The sequence below is a fragment of the Paenibacillus sp. MZ03-122A genome (assembly GCF_024213325.1).
GTDB lineage: Bacteria > Bacillota > Bacilli > Paenibacillales > Paenibacillaceae > Paenibacillus > Paenibacillus polymyxa_B.
Genome location: NZ_JANAVI010000005.1, coordinates 136,624 through 153,948, shown reverse-complemented (window position 1 = coordinate 153,948; position 17,325 = coordinate 136,624). Strand labels below are relative to the sequence as shown.

Sequence of the window (17,325 nt, the reverse complement as noted above, 5' to 3'; positions counted from 1 at the left end):
TCTGGACGAATACTGATCTGGGTCGGAAAATCACTTGCGATGCTCACGATTGCTCTGTCACACTTAGTCTAAGAAGGGTCTACTGCTACTACTGCTGGCTGGCCGCGATCGCCTGCTCCAGATCGTACAATATATCGTCTATCGCTTCTGTCCCGACAGATAGGCGTAACAGCTCTGGTTTGACTCCGGCAGCGACCTGTTCTTCCACATTCAACTGCTGGTGTGTTGTGCTTGCTGGGTGAATAATTAAAGACTTCGAATCACCCACATTCGCCAAATGAGAAAATAGCTTTACATTCGCAATTAGCTTGCTTCCCGCTTGGCTTCCACCTTTAATACCGAAGGTCAGGATTGCTCCTTGTCCTTTCGGCAAATACTTTTGAGCTAATTCATAGGACGGGTGGCTTGGCAGCCCGGTGTAGCTGACCCACTCCACATCCTTGTGGCCTTCGAGATATTGCGCTACCTTCAAGGCATTTTGACTATGTCTCTCCAGCCGCAGATGAAGTGTCTCCAAGCCCTGAAGCAGCAGCCATGAATTAAACGGAGAAATGGCCGCTCCCAAGTCCCGCAGCAATTGGACCCGTGCCTTGATAATATACGCGATAGGTCCCACCGCCTCGGTGTAAACAACTCCGTGGTAGCTCGGGTCCGGCTCAGTCAGCCCCGGGAAACGACCACTCGCTTTCCAGTCAAACTTGCCGCTGTCCACGATCACCCCACCAATAGACGTGCCGTGCCCGCCAATAAACTTCGTTGCAGAATGCACAACAATGTCCGCTCCGTATTCGATAGGACGCATCAAGTAAGGACTTGGGAACGTGTTATCCACAATCAGCGGAATACCATATTCATGCGCAATCGCCGCTACAGCTTCCACATCCAGCACATTGCCCTGTGGGTTGCCAATCGTTTCGGCAAATAATGCCTTCGTCTTATCTGTAATGGCTTTGCGGAAGTTCTCTGGGTCATCCGAATCGACAAAATGTACTTTAATGCCCAATTTCGGCAGTGTTGTAGAAAATAGATTATATGTACCGCCATACAGACTGGAGGCCGACACAATTTCATCTCCAGCTCCCGCAATATTCAGGATGGACAAGGAAATTGCTGCCATTCCCGAAGCTGTAGCCAACGCGCCAGCCCCGCCTTCCAGTACGGCGATCCGTTGCTCGAATACATCCGTGGTCGGATTCATCAGACGCGTATAAATGTTGCCAAATTCCCTCAGCGAGAACAAATCAGCCGCATGCTCCGCATCCCGAAATCCATATGAAGTGGTTTGATACAACGGAACGGCGCGGGCAAAGGTAGTAGGATCAATTTGTTGTCCGGCATGGACAGCGAGAGTTTCGAATGACAGCTTGCGTTCTTCTGACATGATTATTTCCTCCCTTGTTATACGTGCTGTATGAATCGTCTCTTCCTGTATGCGTACTCATGGATGATTTTTCAATCATTCTCGCACAAAAAGAACGATTTGGGAAGATAATTCTCATTATTCAGGTAGGATATTATAATTTTATTGAAATATCAGGTTTCAGATCGGAAGGTTTTGCCCAAATGCTCACCCAGACCAAAGTAATGGCGGAAATTATAGATGAGTGGGCTCCATTTTGTCGGATCAATATGTTTCTCGCCGAGGATGATATCCTGATGAACATGCACCTGGATAGCATGAGTTTCGACGATCGCAAAATAAGGAGAATGGTCAGGAATTCTTACATCCTTCACTTTGGCTTCAATTTGAATAGGGCACTCCCTGATTCGGGCGGGCTTGACCCTATTCGAATCCATCGAAGTTAGTCCACTGATCTCATACTTATCTTTATGGTGCATAAATCCATTTTCCTTCTTTTCCGCTGGAACAGGATTCTTGCCTGTATAAGGAGCCAATCGTTCTACATTTTCCCACATCAAAGGCCCCGGGACGTTGATTACACATTCGGGATGCCGCTCCATATTTTCTAATGCTTTGCCACCTGTTCCAATGCCTAGTACCACACAATCTCCTAAAGCCCACGAGGAGGAAATGGGGCTAATATTGGTCGTTCCATCCTCATTCAGCGTATTGAGTAAAATCACAGGGGTTCCGTAGTATAGAATGCTAGGGCTAATCGTTTTAATGTCTGGGTTGTGATTCATCTCATTCATCTGATGTATTGGGTTCATCATCTCTTCTCCTTCTATTCAGATCTACCTCCCTATTGTAAAATATAAATATTTCAACCTTCATCGAAGTATGGATTACAAAGGGGGATAACCGTGCCATGAGTACCAAATCAAATGTAGCCATGATTGCTTCTCTTGTTAGCGAGCCTTCCCGTGCAGCTATACTCACCGCTTTATTAGACGGCAGGTTCCACACGGCAAGTGAATTGGCCCATATGGCAGGCATCAAACCGCAAACAGCCAGCTTCCATCTGGCAAAAATGACCGAGGCACAAGTCGTTACCGTGGAAAAACAGGGGCGGCACCGTTACTTTGGCATTCAAGACCCCGAAGTTGCCCAGGTGATGGAGTCACTTTTATCTATAGCTCCACCTGTCCCAATCAAGTCATTCACACATGCCTCCGAAAACGAGGCCCTACGGTTGGCAAGAACTTGCTACGATCATGTTGCGGGTCAATTAGGCGTACAGCTCATGAATTTTTTCATTCAAAAGGGGATTCTTTTCGAAGATCAGGACGGGCTTCATATCACGGAACCAGGAGAGGCTTTCTTCACTGACTTTAAGATTGATCTAAAAAAAACAAGACAAAAGCGCCGCTCCTTCTCACATAAATGCCTGGATTGGAGTGAACGACGCCATCACCTTGCAGGTGCTTTAGGAAGTGCTGTTCTAGACAGATTATTCGAATTAAATTGGATCGAGCGTCTGCCCACAACCCGAGCGATACGTATTACAGCCGATGGTAAAAGAGGTTTTAAAGAGATATTTTCGATAGAAGTCGACTAGATCATCATAGTTCTAGTCCTTTTATTATTTGGTATTAGATTTTATGACTGGAGACAAGGCCATTCGTTTTCTCGTCATTGGACGGACATAGGCATAATTGTTTTTTGGAGCCTTTCCTTTTGCTACACCTGCTTTATATCTTCCAGCTCCAGCCGGGATGGCGACCAAGGTTCCGTACGTTCTCATCGCTCGTTCAATCGGGAAAGATGTAGAACGTGTTCCGTCTGTAGATCCGGCAAAATGGACCGCGGCCGCATAGTTATTCAACCGATCATTACTGTCATTCAACCATACGGAACCCGAATCTCCAGGCCCAGTTCGCCCCTGGGTAAAACGAATGACCGTTTGATCACGGAAAATCTTGATTCCCGAATCGCCTCTCACCCTTTGTTCCACGCCAATCGCCTCCACGACTCCTCTGGCGAAGCCGTTGGTTTTAGCCATTCTTTTAAACGTCATTCCCAGACGGTAGCTCAATAAGTGCCCGGGTACGGTAATGAGGCCACCGCTTTGGTTAATCAGATACCTCGGGTTAAGCAGACTGTTTGAATTGGCAATAGCGATGGCGGAGTCCTGAAAGTTAACACCTGTCGTAGTAAGCGGAACAAATTGAAAAGCTCTCCCGATCTGATCCGCCGTTCTGCCCCCATCTGCCGGGGAAGGCTGAATGGTATTGTGAAATTGGTTGGTATTCGTCGGGACTAGAACATGGGCATTACTCAAAATAAACAAAGTATTATTCTTAATAACAATGAGTCCTCCGGTTCCTCCTGCAGTGGTGGGAACCGTCGTTCCTACACTGACCGCGCCGGGCACGGGGCGCCATCTTTGGCGAGGGTTCGTTTGGGTAGGAGCCGTCGCTTCCCTTTTGAAGGAACCCACACCTAAAATTCGGACAGGTACCGCAGAAGCCCGACTTATATTATGGGTTACTGCCTGCAATTGGGTTTGCGTCACAGCCGAAAGATTTCTCAAGGTATATAACACAATCGCCGCACCCTTTGCAGGTCTGTTAGGATCAGCATAGCCTACTCCAATCCCTGTTACTCCGTTCCGCTTTAGCATCGTTCGCCAAATCCGACTCTTCAACTTGAAGGCTTGATAAAAGGTAGCCACAGCCACATACATCCCCTTTTCATATAGTCAATGATGTATATACATATGACTAATCCGCACATCATGACTGTGCGTTTCCCCAGAACAATAAAAAAGGTGTGGGCTGGAAGCAAACGACTGCTTTTATGGATCAACCTTCCTTGAAAAACTCTACCATTTCTTTAAATGATTGCTGAGCTGAGTGTACGTTATATCGGGGAGAGTACGGGTCACTGAATCCGTGCTGTCCACTGAATTTATGTACCCGGATATTACGGTTGTCTAAAGTTGAAATGAGCTCATCCACATTAAATGATGGTTCTTCCTGTGGGAAAAAAAGCAGTATTGGACAATGTGGAGCTATTTCTAAATAATTTCTAATACGAGAGCCATAGTATCCTACGATTCCATCAACATACTTTTCTTTACTACACAGCCAGGCAATCGTTGCCCCTATGCTAAATCCGACGATAAATACCTTTTTATAACGAGCTCGATTACTTAATAATAAACTTTCGATATGATAGAAAGCGCGGTCAAATCCTATATTATCCATAAAATTGGTGTAGGCAGTTTCCTCTTGCGAATAGTCATAAGGCGTTTCTTTGCCTAGTAAATTTGGACAAATGACGTCATAACCCTGATCCGATAATAGGCTACAAAAATTTTGTATATGCTGGTTAATTCCATAAATCTCATGCAGCACAACAATTAGGGTGTCCGACTTTTTATCTATGCTTATCATGTTGTCCCCCTAACCAGTTTTGAATATGGGAAAATAATTCATCCGGATACGCGTATTTATACTTAGCTGCCACTTCCGAGGATAACCGTTCGAACAACTCAAAGGATACGACCAGTGCTTCCCAACTATGATTGGGATCATATTCCCCAAAAGATTTTTTCAAATCAGCAACGACATCTTGGTCAGCCCATTCATTTATGAATTTTCCTGCATGCCAAGTATCATATTCCGATCCATGTACAGCTTTTGCATGCCACTCTATCATTTGCAGCAATAATTGTTTACAGTCCATATCTCTTTGCTTAGCTACCCACAGATCATTGCGCAAAATTTGTTTAGCCACATACAGAGAGGCGAAGCAATACATATTAACAACCTGTAGATAAGCACCTTCAGATATCGGAGGAGTATCCGGGATCGTAGTGGTTTGAGGGATGATGTGGTTTCCATTTCCCGTCTTATCGAGCAGCATCCTGACCCCCCGCTGAAATCCTTCAGGAATACGTCCATTTTTGATTATATGATCCAGATCAGAAGTATGACGGAATAGAAAATCGACCTCAGCCCCCTGATCAAAGAGAACGAGTTTTTCCGGATCTCCTTTTGCCGTTTGAAACATAAAGCTGGTCCAAACCTTGCCGATGTTTAGTAACCATTGATCATTTTGAAGATAGTAATCTGGATTCGTTGAAAAGACGACTACATCCAAGTCAGAAAACTCATCAAAAGGTTTGTCCTCTCTTACCCGGGACCCAACGATATAAACCGCAGTAATTTCCTCATTAGAGAGTCCCCATTCGGATATACGCTCTTCAAGCACTTCGTAAGCATTATTCATTACAATATATCCTCCTTTTTTAGAAAACATTATATCCAATCCAATAATTACGGTATATATTTTTAGTTAACATTCAAAGGAATGCTGCCTGATATACACCAATCATCAAATCAATTTCCCAATCTTCAGCCTGTGATATAATTATTTTTAATATTACAGTTTGGAAGGATGGTGGAGATGTCGGATCAGCAGGTATACATCCGGTTCTCTGAGGAGACGGACGCCGCAGAGTTGGCAGCAATGTACAAGCGCAATCAAGAGTTCTTTGATAAGTTTTCGCCAAACAACCAAGAGAAGTACTATACGGAGGAGTACCAGCTCCAGACGATTATTAAGAGCAAGGCCGACATGATGGAGGACCGGAAATATTCCTTTGTGGTATGCCACAAGGAGGACGACCGGATTATAGGCAGCATAGGTCTATCTTTTGTGGTGAGAGGACCGCTTCAGAGCTGTATGATCGGATACAGCCTAGACCAAGCATATAACGGCAAGGGTTATACGACGGAGGCGGTGAAGCAGGTGGTTCGCTATGCCTTCGATGAGCTAAAGTTTCACCGGATCTTCGGGGAAGCCTCTCCTCGGAATCCAGGATCCATCCGTGTGCTTGAGAAGGCTGGCTTTCACAAAGAAGGCATCTCTCGAAGCAACGTAAAGATCAACGGAAAGTGGGAGGATCACCAGGTACTGGCGATTATCAATCCATCAGAGGATATCTAGTTTAAAAGGAGGGTATTATGAAGTATCAATCCATCAAACTGCATGAAAAGTTATCTAAATTTAGTGATCATTGGTCTCCGAAAGTTATTGGTGAAATGAATGACTATCAATTTAAATTGGTGAAAATAGTTGGGGAATTTGTATGGCACGATCATCAAGATACCGACGAGGTCTTTATTGTACTTGAGGGCGAGATGTTCATTGATTTTAGAGATGGACGGGTACAGGTTTCTCAGGGAGAAATGTTTATTGTACCTAAGGGAGTCGAACACAAGCCTTTCGCACATGAAGAGTGCCATATCATGCTAGTAGAGCCGAGAGGTGTAGTAAATACTGGAGGAGCGGAGTCAGAATTAACGGCAGTCAATGATATTTGGATTTAAATATATACCGTAAAAACGCCGGACATTTCTCCTTTCTGAGTCCTTTCCCGGAATCGATGAGGACTCCGGCCTTTCTCCCATCGCAAGACCCTCCCGGCTTTGATCGCGAACATTTCCATAGGATGCTTAATGTGACATATTGGATTTTCTATGTACTTATACACGTTAGTTGGATGACAATAGCGGCAGACTAAGACTTTATTTTTCAAGTCTTAGTCTGCCGCTGTTTGATTTTTGTTCAGTCTAAAGCTTTTATTTTCACTGGATATTTTACAGAAACTGTACTCTTTTTACTGGGCTCTCTCAGTGCATGATTTCTCTCTTGTTCACCTTAACACCTGATAAGGATTGATCAAACATATCGAGAATAAAAAGGAACCTCTCCGCTTCACGAAATACATGATCGGCCAATAAAGGATGGATAATGCTTTTTATTCGGCACTCGTCGATTAAATCACGCGCTGTTTTCTTAAAATCTCGCAAGGACTTCACAGAGACACGGTTTTCATCAACAAATTGACTCAGGAGTGGAACGGTTTGTGACTGTGGCCGCATATGACTTAAATCAATCGCTTGAAACATCAGCATATCAAAATCATTACTAAACTCCCTAGCTTGTTCAACCAGTTTACGCTCGGATGGATCAAGCAAATGTCCTATAAATTTTGCGTGATCAGCCATGATTTTTAAGAAAAATACATTTTCATCAATAATTGCATCGGGTAATGGTTCAAGCTTTCCTGAATTGAGTTCTCCTAAACGATTTCTGAAATAATTGGCTTCCCGGCTTACGTGATCTACCAGTAAGGGGAAATTGGTTTGCCCAGGAAGTTTGCATTGTAATATAAGGCCCAATACCATTCTCTTAAATGCCCAAATATTTGTCGCTGCATTCTGAACTTCCGTATTAAACTCTTTGATTGTATAAGGATCTGTCTCGGTATTAAATTCATTCGACCTTTTCTCAATATCCTCAAAAATGGCGTAGAACCGATTGGCTTCTGTTTTAAGTTGAGTATCTTCCGCTCGAAAACCTAACCCCAGAAAAAAGGAATGCTCCTTCATGATCCTGGACCAAAATCGTATTTCATCTAATGAGCGTGAAACGAATGCATCCAATCATATCCCTCCTCTATGTGAGCAAAAAAGCACTTACTTAGTCATATGGGATATGCCTTGTCATTATGAATATTGAATCCTACGCCTCATACAATCTAATTCCGAAGTTGAGCTATTGTGACTCGTAACTCTGTTGCCTTATTTATGTACGTGAAATATTTCTCTATACTGGCTATTGACCGTCGGAGTTATTAGTCATTCTGGGTCCTCTCCTGATACTAGGTCTATTCGAAATTCAAGCTGGTCTCGCATAAAAATTTTACCCGCTATCTTAACTGATTCTGGCTTAATCTCCTCTACTACTCCCCCATAATCCTCAAATGTCACACGCAATTCCTCATCAACGGATACAACGTATATATGTGCCTGGACCAAAGCAGCTCCAAATAACTCCATGTCTGTCTTCAATACTTTATATGTGCGTTTCACGATGATCACCTCAAATATTCCATTCGGTGAACAGTATAACAACTCCTTCTATGACAAAAATTTCTTTATGTTCGTGTTAGCCTTTGTTCTTTACGAGATTCAACTGGATGTCATAGCGATCCTCTCCTTCCAACCACAGCAGTTCGTTAAGCAAAAAAGTCATGCCATCCATTGAGCGTAGCTAGTCAATGGTTTCCGAAACAACCTCCATGAGGTCACGCTGAATGCCTTCTGCCAATTGCAGCCCACCACTGTCTCCATCGACGAATAAGCGTGTATGCTCTGGGTGTTCTATTCTGCGTACATGACGCATCCACAAACGTCCGTCCTCAATGTGAAAGAAGTAGCGTCCACCATAAAGCACACCTTCATATATTTCATACATATATAAATGGTCAAAAGGTCCATATACCATTGCCGCCCATTCTAGTATGGTTGATTTAGTCTCCATTTTTCTGCACTCCTTCGTAGTGTTATCCGTCCAACTTGGTAAGGGCACCTAATCGTAATGATAGTGAATCGCTGCTACATAACCCATTAGGTAAGAAGGGAATTTAGTGTTTTTGCTATAGAGGGGGTAATTGAAGCAACCACAATTTAACATATTTATATCGAAAATACATTGTTATAAGCAAAATTGGGATTTAAATTGTTAACAGCTGTGTTCATCACATCAAGAATATATACTGCCTCATGTTCACTCACGTAGAATTGCAGATTTACTTGCTGTACAATAGGAAAGAATCACTCTGATTAGATGCGTATTTTCGACACTACTTATCATCAACGATGACAATAACGAGATTGCTACCATCGCATAAATCAATGTTACAATTTAACGTTATTTCGTTATTCATAATATAACCATATAACGTTATTGTCAACATCTTTTTGCGTTATCTTTTAGTTTCACTTAAAATCAACACAAGCATAACTAAGCAAGAATCAAGGGGAAGGAACGGTCGGTTATATGTCAAAAAAAGCTATAATCGTGGTCAAGCTTGGAAAGATTCTGGAGTCAAAAGGAATGACACAAGGGACTTTATCTCAGTTAACAGGGCTACGCCCAAGTACCATTAGTGAAATTGTCCGTGGCTCCCGTAGTGTTTTGAATAAAGACCATCTGGCAAAGATTATTGAGGTACTTGAAATTACAAATATCGGGGACATTATTGAAATTGATTACATATCAAATGCCAAGGAAAGTACTGAATAACCCAAAAAGGACCGCAGATGCTGAGGGTCCTTTTTACGTTGGGACAAAGCTTCTATTATTATAGAACGATATATTATCGAAAAGGACATTTTGTCGATAGTAAAATAAACTTTAAGTTGAATCCATCGTTTACTAAAACAATAGAAATAAACCCCAAACACGGGTTCTCACTTAGCAAATAGTGATACAAAAACAATTAAATTAGATACTCCCACAACTAAACTGGATGCGAATTGCTCGTATAATATTATTGTAGGAACCTTCGTTATTGAAGATCATTAAATATACCCTCGAACAAAACAGAATCACCAGAAAAATAATAGCTAAAAGACACCATTTGAGAATAAATAATCTCCATATAATTCGTTAAGCCCTTCTATCTCAAAGTATCCGATCATTATCTCAAAAATTCAAATCCTAAATTAACCCTTTATTTATATATATAGGAATTAATGTTTATACAATCCTTTTTGGCTTTTGTATGTTTAATGAGTAAATAAAACAAAAGGGGATTTAACATGAAAAAATATTTTTCTCGCTATTATCTATCTTTTTATTAGCATCTGTGTTTGCAAGTTCTTCTTTTGCTAGCTCAAGTGATGTTAACTCAATTCCAAAAATGACATGGAATAACATTCCTTCTGGAATTGCTAGTGCTAGTAGCAGTTGGAGTGATAGTCACCAACCATGGGCCGTATTTGATCAATCCCTTAATGATAACGGGTGGTCTACAGCTGCAAATGGCATCCCTGGATGGATTGGTTACCAATTTGAAAAACCAGTTGTTGTGAACAAATATGTATTACAGGCTCGTGGAGGTAATAATTACAAGGCTGAATCTCCAAAAGATTGGACTTTTGAAGGCTGGGATGGAGCATCATGGGTGGTTCTCGATACACAAAAAAATCAAAGTAATTGGGATCAACCTGTAAAAAAAGAATTTACATTTAGTAACACAAAAGAATATATAAAGTATCGTCTAAATGTATCAATGAATAATGGGCAAAATATTCTGACTCTTGGAGCTTTTGAAATGTATAATACTAACCCAGTTGCTCCATCTACTACACCAGATCCATCTACAACACCGGATCCATCTACAAAGCCTGACCCTTCTACTACACCGGATCCTTCTACAAAGCCTGATCCTTCTACAACACCTGATCCGTCAGATACAGATGGGGCCTCCCAACCAACTGGTGATCGCGCCATTCTGACTGTAACGATGGACAATGGATTTGATAAAGAATTCGATCTGAGTAAAAAAGAACTCAATGCCTTCATCGCTTGGTATGACGCTAAAGATGCTGGTAGAGGTGCTTCTTTCTTTGCCATTGACAAGCACAACAACAACAAAGGTCCATTCAGCAATCGCAAAGACTACGTAATCTTCAACAAAATTCTCACATTTGAAGTAAGCGAATATTCAACTAAATAAACATATGAAGGGCTTCATGTCGGCTAACATGCCGATGAAGTCCTTCTTTACATTTACTGTAATCTCGAGATCACGCCTAAACTGCTATACTGGACGATACATTTTTTCTAGACTAAAGGTTTGCAAATCGTTTGTTTCAACAAAAAAAGCATGGCTTCCAAAAAGCCTGGAAGCTGTGCTTAAGTTAAATAAAATATTCTCGAATGAGTGTCCGTGGAGTACAATTCAGTAGTCTTTTCCAAACAGATAGTAAGACTTTACACTTGGCCCCCAACTTTGTTTGGATTGAGATCAATACTTTTTGTGTACACTTTGTTATTAATGAGACTAATGATGCTGTTAACTACAATTGAAGTAAGTACCGTTAACAACGTTAGCCACAACAAGATCAAGATAGATACCTTGGGGAAGAAAACAATACTCTGAAAATAGTAATAACAAAAAAAGGTGTGGGTTAACCAAATATTCATTGAATTTTTACCTAAGTAAGCAAAAGGTCTGGTTAGTTTTAATTTATTCATTAAATGAATACTAACGAGGATAAACAAAGGGGCAATTATCATATCAATCGTTGTCTTCTCAAATAATTGACTCGTGGTACGAAAGCGAAATAACACTACAATTATTATAATATCAAACAGTATGTTATTAAATATGATGGAATTATAAATCTTACTCATCCATGAATACAATTTATATTTAGCAAAGAACAACCCTATCATAAACGGCAGCTGCCAATACATAATACTGTAATAATTGCCTTGTGAATATGAATTATAAAAAACAAGACCGGAAATGAGTAGAGTTACCCATGCGTTACGTTGAATGGCTTGAAAGCTGACCGGAAAAATTAATAGCAGTAGAATATAATCATATAAAAACCACCACTCACCATTATATGAACTTGAGAGCGCTATAAAATTCCGCAAAAAATCCATTATTGAATTATGCTGAAATCTATCAGAATTTCCAAAGAAGTATAGACCAGCTGGGATAAAAAGCAAAAAAACAACCCAGTAATTTATCATTATTTTGCTTAATCTTGTAAAGCTTTTCTGCATTAAATGATGTGGATTTTGAACATTGCTCTTATATAATCCATAACCACTTAGAAACAAAAAAATAGATATTGCTATTTGACCAAAATGTCCTAAATAAAATTCCCCTCTTTCATGAAATAAACTAAATAATGAAACATAGTCATACTTTAATCTATCAGGAAAAGCGAAGAGGTGATGGATCAAAAGTAGTATTACAGCAATACCTTTTGCAATATTTGTTTCTGCAAGCTTTAATTCCTTGTCATGGTGCACACAATATCCTCTTTTCTAGTTGTAATTGAATAGAGATATATTAGCACAAACAAAAAATATAAAATATTTATTTTTTTAAATACTATTTCACCCTCCATTTTTATACAAAGAAATGCGGCCCCAAAAACCTATAGACCACGCTGTGCCTGAATTTGTAAGTTATTGGTGTAGTGGATAACCCCCGGGTATGCAACATTTCCTAATTTTATAGAATGATCCATTTATATAATTTTTATCAACACAGTATATCCTTGTTGTTAAAACTTAAAAGTATTATGTATTCAACATTAATATTCGATAATAAAGGTAACAAGATAAAATGAGCAACTACCTCAACCGATGAGGATACTCACAGGAGAATTCGTCATGTTAAAAAAAGTTCTATCCATTGCTCTACTTTCTGTAGCTCTAACAGCTTGTGGAAGCAATTTTAAAGAAACAACGACAAGGTCTGGGTCTTCAAGTACATCCTTTGCCACTGAACAAACAACAAGCAATGAAAATACTGCTCAGCAAGCTTCTACAGATCATCAGGTCACAGATAAGCAATATTCATTTGCCGAATTCATGAAGGATGGGACACCCGTGTTAACAGAAGATCAAGCTTCTATGGAACAAACATCTTATGACTTCATTGTTAAAAACAGTGACTTATTTCCTTCTACAGGTAAAAGCAAAGTCATTAATCTAGTAGACAAATCTGTAACAACAAAACACTTAAATAAAAATCTGAATTTATACTTAAACAAATTTGTAAAAATAACCGGCGATGTAATAGACATAGAAGAAGATAACATTCCTATAGGGACAACGGCGATCGTTTATATTAGTGATGAAAATGATAATACAGTAATGGCAGTTTATCCGGGAGCAAGTGGAGAGATTTTTGAAGGAGACGTTGCTACAGTTATTGGAGTTCCTATCGCTAATTTTTCATATGAAAATGTTTCAGGTGGCTATACGAATACTACATTGTTAGCAGCTTCTTTTCTCACGAAGGAAAATCAATAAATTTTAATGTGCTTGGCAGCGTCTATAGCGCTCACTTAAAATTTTTCAGGAAACTGGTAGTGTCAAAACCAAAAGGTTGCCGATATTTTGAACGCGAAAGAGAAACTAGCCATCATCGCGGAGATCAAAAGTGGTGTCTTAATCTTTATTTTCCGTCTAAAGACATAGTTTGAATAAAAACAATCCCCTCCGGCCAAGTATGGTTAGCGGGGATTGTTAAGTTGTTTTTGAGTTGTATTTACGATTATCTTTTATTGTGGTTTTCAGGCTCGCGACGTTTTAAACCTGCCAATCCAACTAACCCCAACAAACCAAGCCATCCCCAATTATCATTATCGTCATCATTATTATTAGTAGTTAGCATTTGTGTTCTACCATTGTCGTTTGTGCCCATATTGTTTTGACTGTTTTCAGCAAATGCTACTGCCGCTCCAAAGCTTGAAATCATTAATGCAACAACAACCATTATCTTCATTTTTTTCAACATACCTAAACCACTCCTTTAGATTTGTGTTTGCAATCAATTTTTTAATGTATTTAGCATGCCCAGTAGAACTTATTTCGTATACACACATTAAATCTTCACTACTGGGAATCATAAATTTGTATATCATTAAAATTAAAAAAGGAGTGGTTTTTATAATGGGTATCCTAAGCGGGAATCCAAAAGACGAGCCCATGCATTACGGAGAAGTTTATAGTGTGTGGCAGTTTTCAGCGTTAGCGAAAGGCAGCGTTTCATTTTATCAAGCATGTTTAAACCACGCAGGAGACAAAGAGCTCAAAAAAGTACTGGATGATCTTATTGATCAAGCTAAACTAGAAATCCAAGAATGCGACGCAATGCTTACTGATAATGGAATTGCCCCAGCTCCTATTTTGCCTGAAAGACCGCCTGTGAAACTTGAGGATATCCCGGTTGGTGCAAGGTTTACTGATCCCGAAATTGCAGCTAAAATCGCATTAGATACCTCTGTGGGATTGACGTCTTGCAGCCAAGCTATGGGTCAATCCATTAGAGAAGACATCGGGGCTTTATTTGCGAAATATCATCTAACTAAGACTGCTTTTGGAGTCCGTATTCTAAAAATGAACAAAGAAAAGGGGTGGCTAATACCTCCCCCTCTTCAATTAAAAAGACCTGAACCAGTTAAAGCCTAAAATTCCAGCATAATTCTTCAACACACTGTTCCTTAGATCGTTCAACAAAAATCCCCGCCGACCAGTTAAGGTTTGCGGGGATTTGCTCTGCTTACGTTTAAGCACCTCCGATGGTAACGTAAGGCTGGTTAAGGGCTTGATCCGGCACAGTAACAATAAACAAAAAGCTAGCCGCGATAATTAGCAGTACCATTTTTTTCAACATTGGTCATCCACACCTTTTCGATACATAGCTGGCATATTACAGCATCCTGCTAAAAAGTTGCCGACTAATCTGAACGGCGACGTTAAGCTAACGAGCAGGAAGTTCCAATATATGCTACTCAAGTCTCAAGACCTATTCACCAAATAATTTTAAAATTGAATAGATTGTTCACAATCAACATTGATATGCGGCGAAGAGGGAATTTAATCGACCAGAAGAGGTCAATTGTTCTCTCTCCTATTCAGACATCTTACAAAAGAAAAGCACGTTAAATTACTCAGTTGGAGGAATCACTATTTTGAGAAAGCTATCATTCTTTATTGCCATTATCATGTTAGGTGCAATGTTGTCCGCTTGTTCTGCCATTACATCCACCGTGGATCAAGCGTCTGCAGGTGTTACGTCCGGCGAGAGCAAAGAGATCGAAAAATACAATGCGTATGTGAGGCTGAATAACTTGATGACAGGCAGAATCAATGAGGTTCTGGTACATTATTTCGAGAAGTTCGGAGTTGATACACAGCCTGTAATCGAGAAGAACTTCAGCTTCATCATGCTCGGCGTTGCTGAAACTGAGCGGGAAGTTATTGATAAAGCGAACGGCTATACCGCAAGCCAACCTGCTTTTGCGAACGCAGACCCCGTAGTGATCAAACTGACACCAGTCATCAATGATCTGTTGTCCGTCCTCGACGAGATGAAAGCCTACTATGATACAAAGGGCTACGTGGATGATGATTTCGCAAAAGGAAAACAGCTGCATACCAAGCTGGTAAGTGCCAATCTCGCTTACGAGACTGTCTCCAAACAATACTTCACGGCTATGCAAAAGTTGGGTAACGAGCAACGTCTGGCTGAACTGCAAAAACTCAAGGATTCAGACCAGCAGATCAGGTATAATGCCTTGAAGTTCATGATAGATGCCGAGGCTACGGCCATTGAAATGGATGAGCAGGGTATCACCGCCGACAATGTGCTGCAGCTTGATATGACGAAGTTTAAAGCCAAATACGACATTATGACCGCAGATCTGAGTGCGCTCATGACAATCTCAAAAGACAAGAATCGAGTTCAAAAAGAAGGGATTAACAGCTTTAGTATCAGGAACTATGTTGATTCAGCCACTGAGGCAAAAGCGGCTGCTTCGAAAGTCATTGAACGTATCAATAAGAAGGAACCTGTATCTGATTCTGACCTGAACGGCCAGTTCCTGAACACTACGGATGGCACACCTGAGAATTTCAATTATAAGCTAAGCAAGGCAGTCGAACGATATAATGAAATAAATTAAGCGAATCTACGATAGGGGCTGCGAAAACAAATACGGAGTTCCGGTAACGCAAAAGCTCTGCCAACCATAAGGTTAGCAGAGCTTTTGCTTTAACTCCTCCACTGGTAACTTGAGGGGGAATGCTATGATGGTGGTTAAAAGCTTGATCCGGCACATTAACCATAAACAAAAAGCTAGCCACAATAAGCAGCAGTACCGATTTTTCCAACATTTTTATCCACACCTTTTCAATAAGATTTAAAAGTGTTAAAAAACATTGGCGATTCAATTACAGAAGAGAACCCTAAATGATTGCTCTAATAGGAGGTTTTATTATGATTAAGCCAAAGATGACATCATTATAAAGCAGAAAAGCGAATCCAAGGGTCAATTCAAGTAAAGAAAGGACAGGGTTCACTTCAGACCGCCCTGTCCTTTCTTTATAGATGAGGATAAACGCGTGATCAGTTTACGGTTCGATTCAAGGCTTACAGATCGACTCTCCAGTTGCCCATCATCTTGGCGACTTCCGGGTCGCGGTACGATAAGAAAAGACTTTCCCGCGTATCGAGGGTCGAAATTTGTTCGATATCGTCCGCACTCAACTCAAAATCAAAAATGTCAAAGTTTTCAACGATCCGCTCTTTTCTCACCGATTTTGGGATTACAACGACTTCACGCTGAACAAGCCAGCGCAATACGACCTGAGCGACGGATTTTTTGTGTTTTTCTGCGATCGAGACCAGCAATTCGTTTCTGAACATGTTGTTAAGTCCCTCAGCGAACGGGGCCCACGACTGATGTTGAACTCTCTGCTCTTTCATAAAAGCTGCGCTCTCTGTCTGCTGGTAGAACGGGTGCGTTTCGATCTGGTTGACGGCGGGCACGATTTCGTTATGAACGATGAGGTCCATAAGGCGGTCGGGTAGGAAGTTGCTGACACCGATCGCCTTAATCTTGCCTTCGCGGTACAGGTCTTCCATCGCACGCCAAGCACCATAGTAATCGCCGAACGGCTGGTGAATAAGGTACAGATCGAGATAGTCGAGTTGCAGCTTCTTCAAGGATTTGGCAAACGCTAGCTTGGCTCTCTCATAGCTGGCATCCTGAACCCATAGCTTGGTCGTGATGAACAGCTGCTCACGCGGTACGCCGCTGCGCTTGATCGCACGACCGACCGCTTCCTCATTCAGATAACCGGCGGCGGTGTCGATCAGGCGGTAACCAGCCATCAACGCTTCATATACGGCGTTCTCGCATTCTTCAACATCTGGAACTTGGTAGACACCAAAGCCGATAATCGGCATTTTCACACCATTGTTTAATGTCACGGTTTGCATTCTATTTCCTCCCATTGTTCAAATGTAAAGCAAACGGCCGCGGAACTGGGAAATCGGACACCTCAGTGGGATTCCGCTTACG

Annotated in this window: 19 protein-coding genes and 2 pseudogenes; 9 read left to right on the top strand and 12 right to left on the bottom strand. The window is 41.1% G+C overall.

Features of this window, described 5'->3' with window-relative positions:
• Positions 1 to 88: 88 nt before the first annotated feature.
• Both NLX74_RS12885 and NLX74_RS12880 read right to left on the bottom strand, forming a co-directional pair.
• Positions 89 to 1,381, bottom strand: a complete 1,293-nt coding sequence (locus NLX74_RS12885) for a homocysteine synthase (RefSeq protein WP_254328959.1) — start codon at positions 1,379 to 1,381, stop codon at positions 89 to 91.
• Positions 1,382 to 1,533: 152 nt separating this feature from the next.
• Positions 1,534 to 2,172 carry a flavin reductase family protein gene (locus NLX74_RS12880; RefSeq protein WP_254328958.1) on the bottom strand — a complete coding sequence of 213 codons (639 nt, stop codon included), beginning with the start codon at positions 2,170 to 2,172 and terminating at the stop codon, positions 1,534 to 1,536.
• 98 nt (positions 2,173 to 2,270) lie between these two features.
• Here NLX74_RS12880 and NLX74_RS12875 point away from each other — a divergent pair, with 98 nt between their 5' ends.
• Positions 2,271 to 2,960: an ArsR/SmtB family transcription factor gene (locus NLX74_RS12875; RefSeq protein WP_254328957.1), complete on the top strand. Its 690-nt coding sequence runs from the start codon at positions 2,271 to 2,273 to the stop codon at positions 2,958 to 2,960.
• Positions 2,961 to 2,984: 24 nt separating this feature from the next.
• On the opposite strand, the gene NLX74_RS12870 is transcribed toward NLX74_RS12875, so the two are convergent.
• The 3 genes from NLX74_RS12870 to NLX74_RS12860 all read right to left on the bottom strand — a co-directional run bounded on the left by NLX74_RS12870 (position 2,985) and on the right by NLX74_RS12860 (position 5,638).
• Complete coding sequence (locus NLX74_RS12870; protein ID WP_254328956.1) at positions 2,985 to 4,082, bottom strand: hypothetical protein; 1,098 nt, start codon at positions 4,080 to 4,082, stop codon at positions 2,985 to 2,987.
• A gap of 124 nt (positions 4,083 to 4,206) precedes the next feature.
• On the bottom strand, positions 4,207 to 4,800 hold the full coding sequence (locus NLX74_RS12865; protein WP_254328955.1) for a dienelactone hydrolase family protein: 594 nt from the start codon (positions 4,798 to 4,800) through the stop codon (positions 4,207 to 4,209).
• Entirely contained in the window at positions 4,784 to 5,638 is an 855-nt protein-coding gene (locus NLX74_RS12860) for an aminoglycoside 6-adenylyltransferase (RefSeq protein ID WP_254328954.1), read from the bottom strand. The genes NLX74_RS12865 and NLX74_RS12860 overlap by 17 nt, the downstream gene beginning before the upstream one ends.
• Positions 5,639 to 5,815: 177 nt before the next feature.
• On the opposite strand from NLX74_RS12860, the gene NLX74_RS12855 reads away from it, so the two are divergent.
• The 3 genes and pseudogenes from NLX74_RS12855 to NLX74_RS12845 all read left to right on the top strand — a co-directional run.
• Positions 5,816 to 6,358: a GNAT family N-acetyltransferase gene (locus NLX74_RS12855; RefSeq protein WP_254328953.1), complete on the top strand. Its 543-nt coding sequence runs from the start codon at positions 5,816 to 5,818 to the stop codon at positions 6,356 to 6,358.
• Between the two features lie 17 nt (positions 6,359 to 6,375).
• On the top strand, positions 6,376 to 6,741 hold the full coding sequence (locus NLX74_RS12850) for a cupin domain-containing protein (RefSeq protein WP_254328952.1): 366 nt from the start codon (positions 6,376 to 6,378) through the stop codon (positions 6,739 to 6,741).
• 11 nt (positions 6,742 to 6,752) lie between these two features.
• Positions 6,753 to 6,910: pseudogene (locus tag NLX74_RS12845) on the top strand (alpha/beta hydrolase family protein); the annotation flags it as partial.
• 134 nt (positions 6,911 to 7,044) lie between these two features.
• Here NLX74_RS12845 and NLX74_RS12840 read toward each other — a convergent pair.
• The 3 genes and pseudogenes from NLX74_RS12840 to NLX74_RS12830 form a co-directional block, all read right to left on the bottom strand.
• Positions 7,045 to 7,860: a DUF2935 domain-containing protein gene (locus NLX74_RS12840; RefSeq protein ID WP_061830019.1), complete on the bottom strand. Its 816-nt coding sequence runs from the start codon at positions 7,858 to 7,860 to the stop codon at positions 7,045 to 7,047.
• 195 nt (positions 7,861 to 8,055) lie between these two features.
• Positions 8,056 to 8,289, bottom strand: a complete 234-nt coding sequence (locus NLX74_RS12835) for a hypothetical protein (protein ID WP_254328951.1) — start codon at positions 8,287 to 8,289, stop codon at positions 8,056 to 8,058.
• Positions 8,290 to 8,365: 76 nt separating this feature from the next.
• Positions 8,366 to 8,740: pseudogene (locus NLX74_RS12830) on the bottom strand (hypothetical protein).
• A gap of 519 nt (positions 8,741 to 9,259) precedes the next feature.
• Here NLX74_RS12830 and NLX74_RS12825 point away from each other — a divergent pair.
• Together NLX74_RS12825 and NLX74_RS12820 are read left to right on the top strand one after the other, a co-directional pair.
• Positions 9,260 to 9,505, top strand: a complete 246-nt coding sequence (locus tag NLX74_RS12825; protein WP_061830021.1) for a helix-turn-helix domain-containing protein — start codon at positions 9,260 to 9,262, stop codon at positions 9,503 to 9,505.
• Positions 9,506 to 10,070: 565 nt separating this feature from the next.
• Positions 10,071 to 10,943, top strand: a complete 873-nt coding sequence (locus NLX74_RS12820) for a discoidin domain-containing protein (protein WP_254328950.1) — start codon at positions 10,071 to 10,073, stop codon at positions 10,941 to 10,943.
• A gap of 257 nt (positions 10,944 to 11,200) precedes the next feature.
• On the opposite strand, the gene NLX74_RS12815 is transcribed toward NLX74_RS12820, so the two are convergent.
• The gene (locus NLX74_RS12815; protein ID WP_254328949.1) at positions 11,201 to 12,256 is read right to left on the bottom strand and encodes an acyltransferase family protein; all 1,056 of its coding nucleotides are present in this window, start codon (positions 12,254 to 12,256) and stop codon (positions 11,201 to 11,203) included.
• Positions 12,257 to 12,622: 366 nt separating this feature from the next.
• Between NLX74_RS12815 and NLX74_RS12810 the strand changes: the two genes are divergently transcribed.
• On the top strand, positions 12,623 to 13,267 hold the full coding sequence (locus NLX74_RS12810) for a hypothetical protein (protein WP_235307083.1): 645 nt from the start codon (positions 12,623 to 12,625) through the stop codon (positions 13,265 to 13,267).
• A 244-nt stretch (positions 13,268 to 13,511) separates the two neighbouring features.
• Here NLX74_RS12810 and NLX74_RS12805 read toward each other — a convergent pair whose 3' ends face one another.
• Positions 13,512 to 13,754 carry a WGxxGxxG family protein gene (locus NLX74_RS12805; RefSeq protein WP_069290957.1) on the bottom strand — a complete coding sequence of 81 codons (243 nt, stop codon included), beginning with the start codon at positions 13,752 to 13,754 and terminating at the stop codon, positions 13,512 to 13,514.
• Between the two features lie 155 nt (positions 13,755 to 13,909).
• On the opposite strand from NLX74_RS12805, the gene NLX74_RS12800 reads away from it, so the two are divergent.
• Together NLX74_RS12800 and NLX74_RS12795 are read left to right on the top strand one after the other, a co-directional pair.
• Positions 13,910 to 14,428 (top strand): DUF3231 family protein, encoded by a 519-nt coding sequence (locus NLX74_RS12800; protein ID WP_254329110.1) that lies wholly within the window; start codon positions 13,910 to 13,912, stop codon positions 14,426 to 14,428.
• A gap of 503 nt (positions 14,429 to 14,931) precedes the next feature.
• The gene (locus NLX74_RS12795) at positions 14,932 to 15,924 is read left to right on the top strand and encodes a YiiG family protein (protein WP_069290955.1); all 993 of its coding nucleotides are present in this window, start codon (positions 14,932 to 14,934) and stop codon (positions 15,922 to 15,924) included.
• Here the strand turns inward: NLX74_RS12795 and NLX74_RS12790 are convergent.
• Complete coding sequence (locus tag NLX74_RS12790; protein ID WP_254328948.1) at positions 15,875 to 16,135, bottom strand: hypothetical protein; 261 nt, start codon at positions 16,133 to 16,135, stop codon at positions 15,875 to 15,877. The genes NLX74_RS12795 and NLX74_RS12790 overlap by 50 nt on opposite strands.
• A gap of 256 nt (positions 16,136 to 16,391) precedes the next feature.
• Entirely contained in the window at positions 16,392 to 17,243 is an 852-nt protein-coding gene (locus NLX74_RS12785) for an aldo/keto reductase (protein WP_254328947.1), read from the bottom strand.
• Positions 17,244 to 17,325 lie beyond the last annotated feature (82 nt).

Coding starts and splice junctions, on each gene's coding strand:
- NLX74_RS12810 (WP_235307083.1), top strand. CDS start 12,623: ATGTTAAAAAAAGTTCTATCCATTGCTCTACTTTCTGTAGCTCTAACA.
- NLX74_RS12875 (WP_254328957.1), top strand. CDS start 2,271: ATGAGTACCAAATCAAATGTAGCCATGATTGCTTCTCTTGTTAGCGAG.
- NLX74_RS12885 (WP_254328959.1), bottom strand. CDS start 1,381: ATGTCAGAAGAACGCAAGCTGTCATTCGAAACTCTCGCTGTCCATGCC.
- NLX74_RS12855 (WP_254328953.1), top strand. CDS start 5,816: ATGTCGGATCAGCAGGTATACATCCGGTTCTCTGAGGAGACGGACGCC.
- NLX74_RS12805 (WP_069290957.1), bottom strand. CDS start 13,754: ATGTTGAAAAAAATGAAGATAATGGTTGTTGTTGCATTAATGATTTCA.
- NLX74_RS12790 (WP_254328948.1), bottom strand. CDS start 16,135: ATGTTGGAAAAATCGGTACTGCTGCTTATTGTGGCTAGCTTTTTGTTT.
- NLX74_RS12860 (WP_254328954.1), bottom strand. CDS start 5,638: ATGAATAATGCTTACGAAGTGCTTGAAGAGCGTATATCCGAATGGGGA.
- NLX74_RS12880 (WP_254328958.1), bottom strand. CDS start 2,172: ATGAACCCAATACATCAGATGAATGAGATGAATCACAACCCAGACATT.
- NLX74_RS12850 (WP_254328952.1), top strand. CDS start 6,376: ATGAAGTATCAATCCATCAAACTGCATGAAAAGTTATCTAAATTTAGT.
- NLX74_RS12800 (WP_254329110.1), top strand. CDS start 13,910: ATGGGTATCCTAAGCGGGAATCCAAAAGACGAGCCCATGCATTACGGA.
- NLX74_RS12865 (WP_254328955.1), bottom strand. CDS start 4,800: ATGATAAGCATAGATAAAAAGTCGGACACCCTAATTGTTGTGCTGCAT.
- NLX74_RS12825 (WP_061830021.1), top strand. CDS start 9,260: ATGTCAAAAAAAGCTATAATCGTGGTCAAGCTTGGAAAGATTCTGGAG.
- NLX74_RS12785 (WP_254328947.1), bottom strand. CDS start 17,243: ATGCAAACCGTGACATTAAACAATGGTGTGAAAATGCCGATTATCGGC.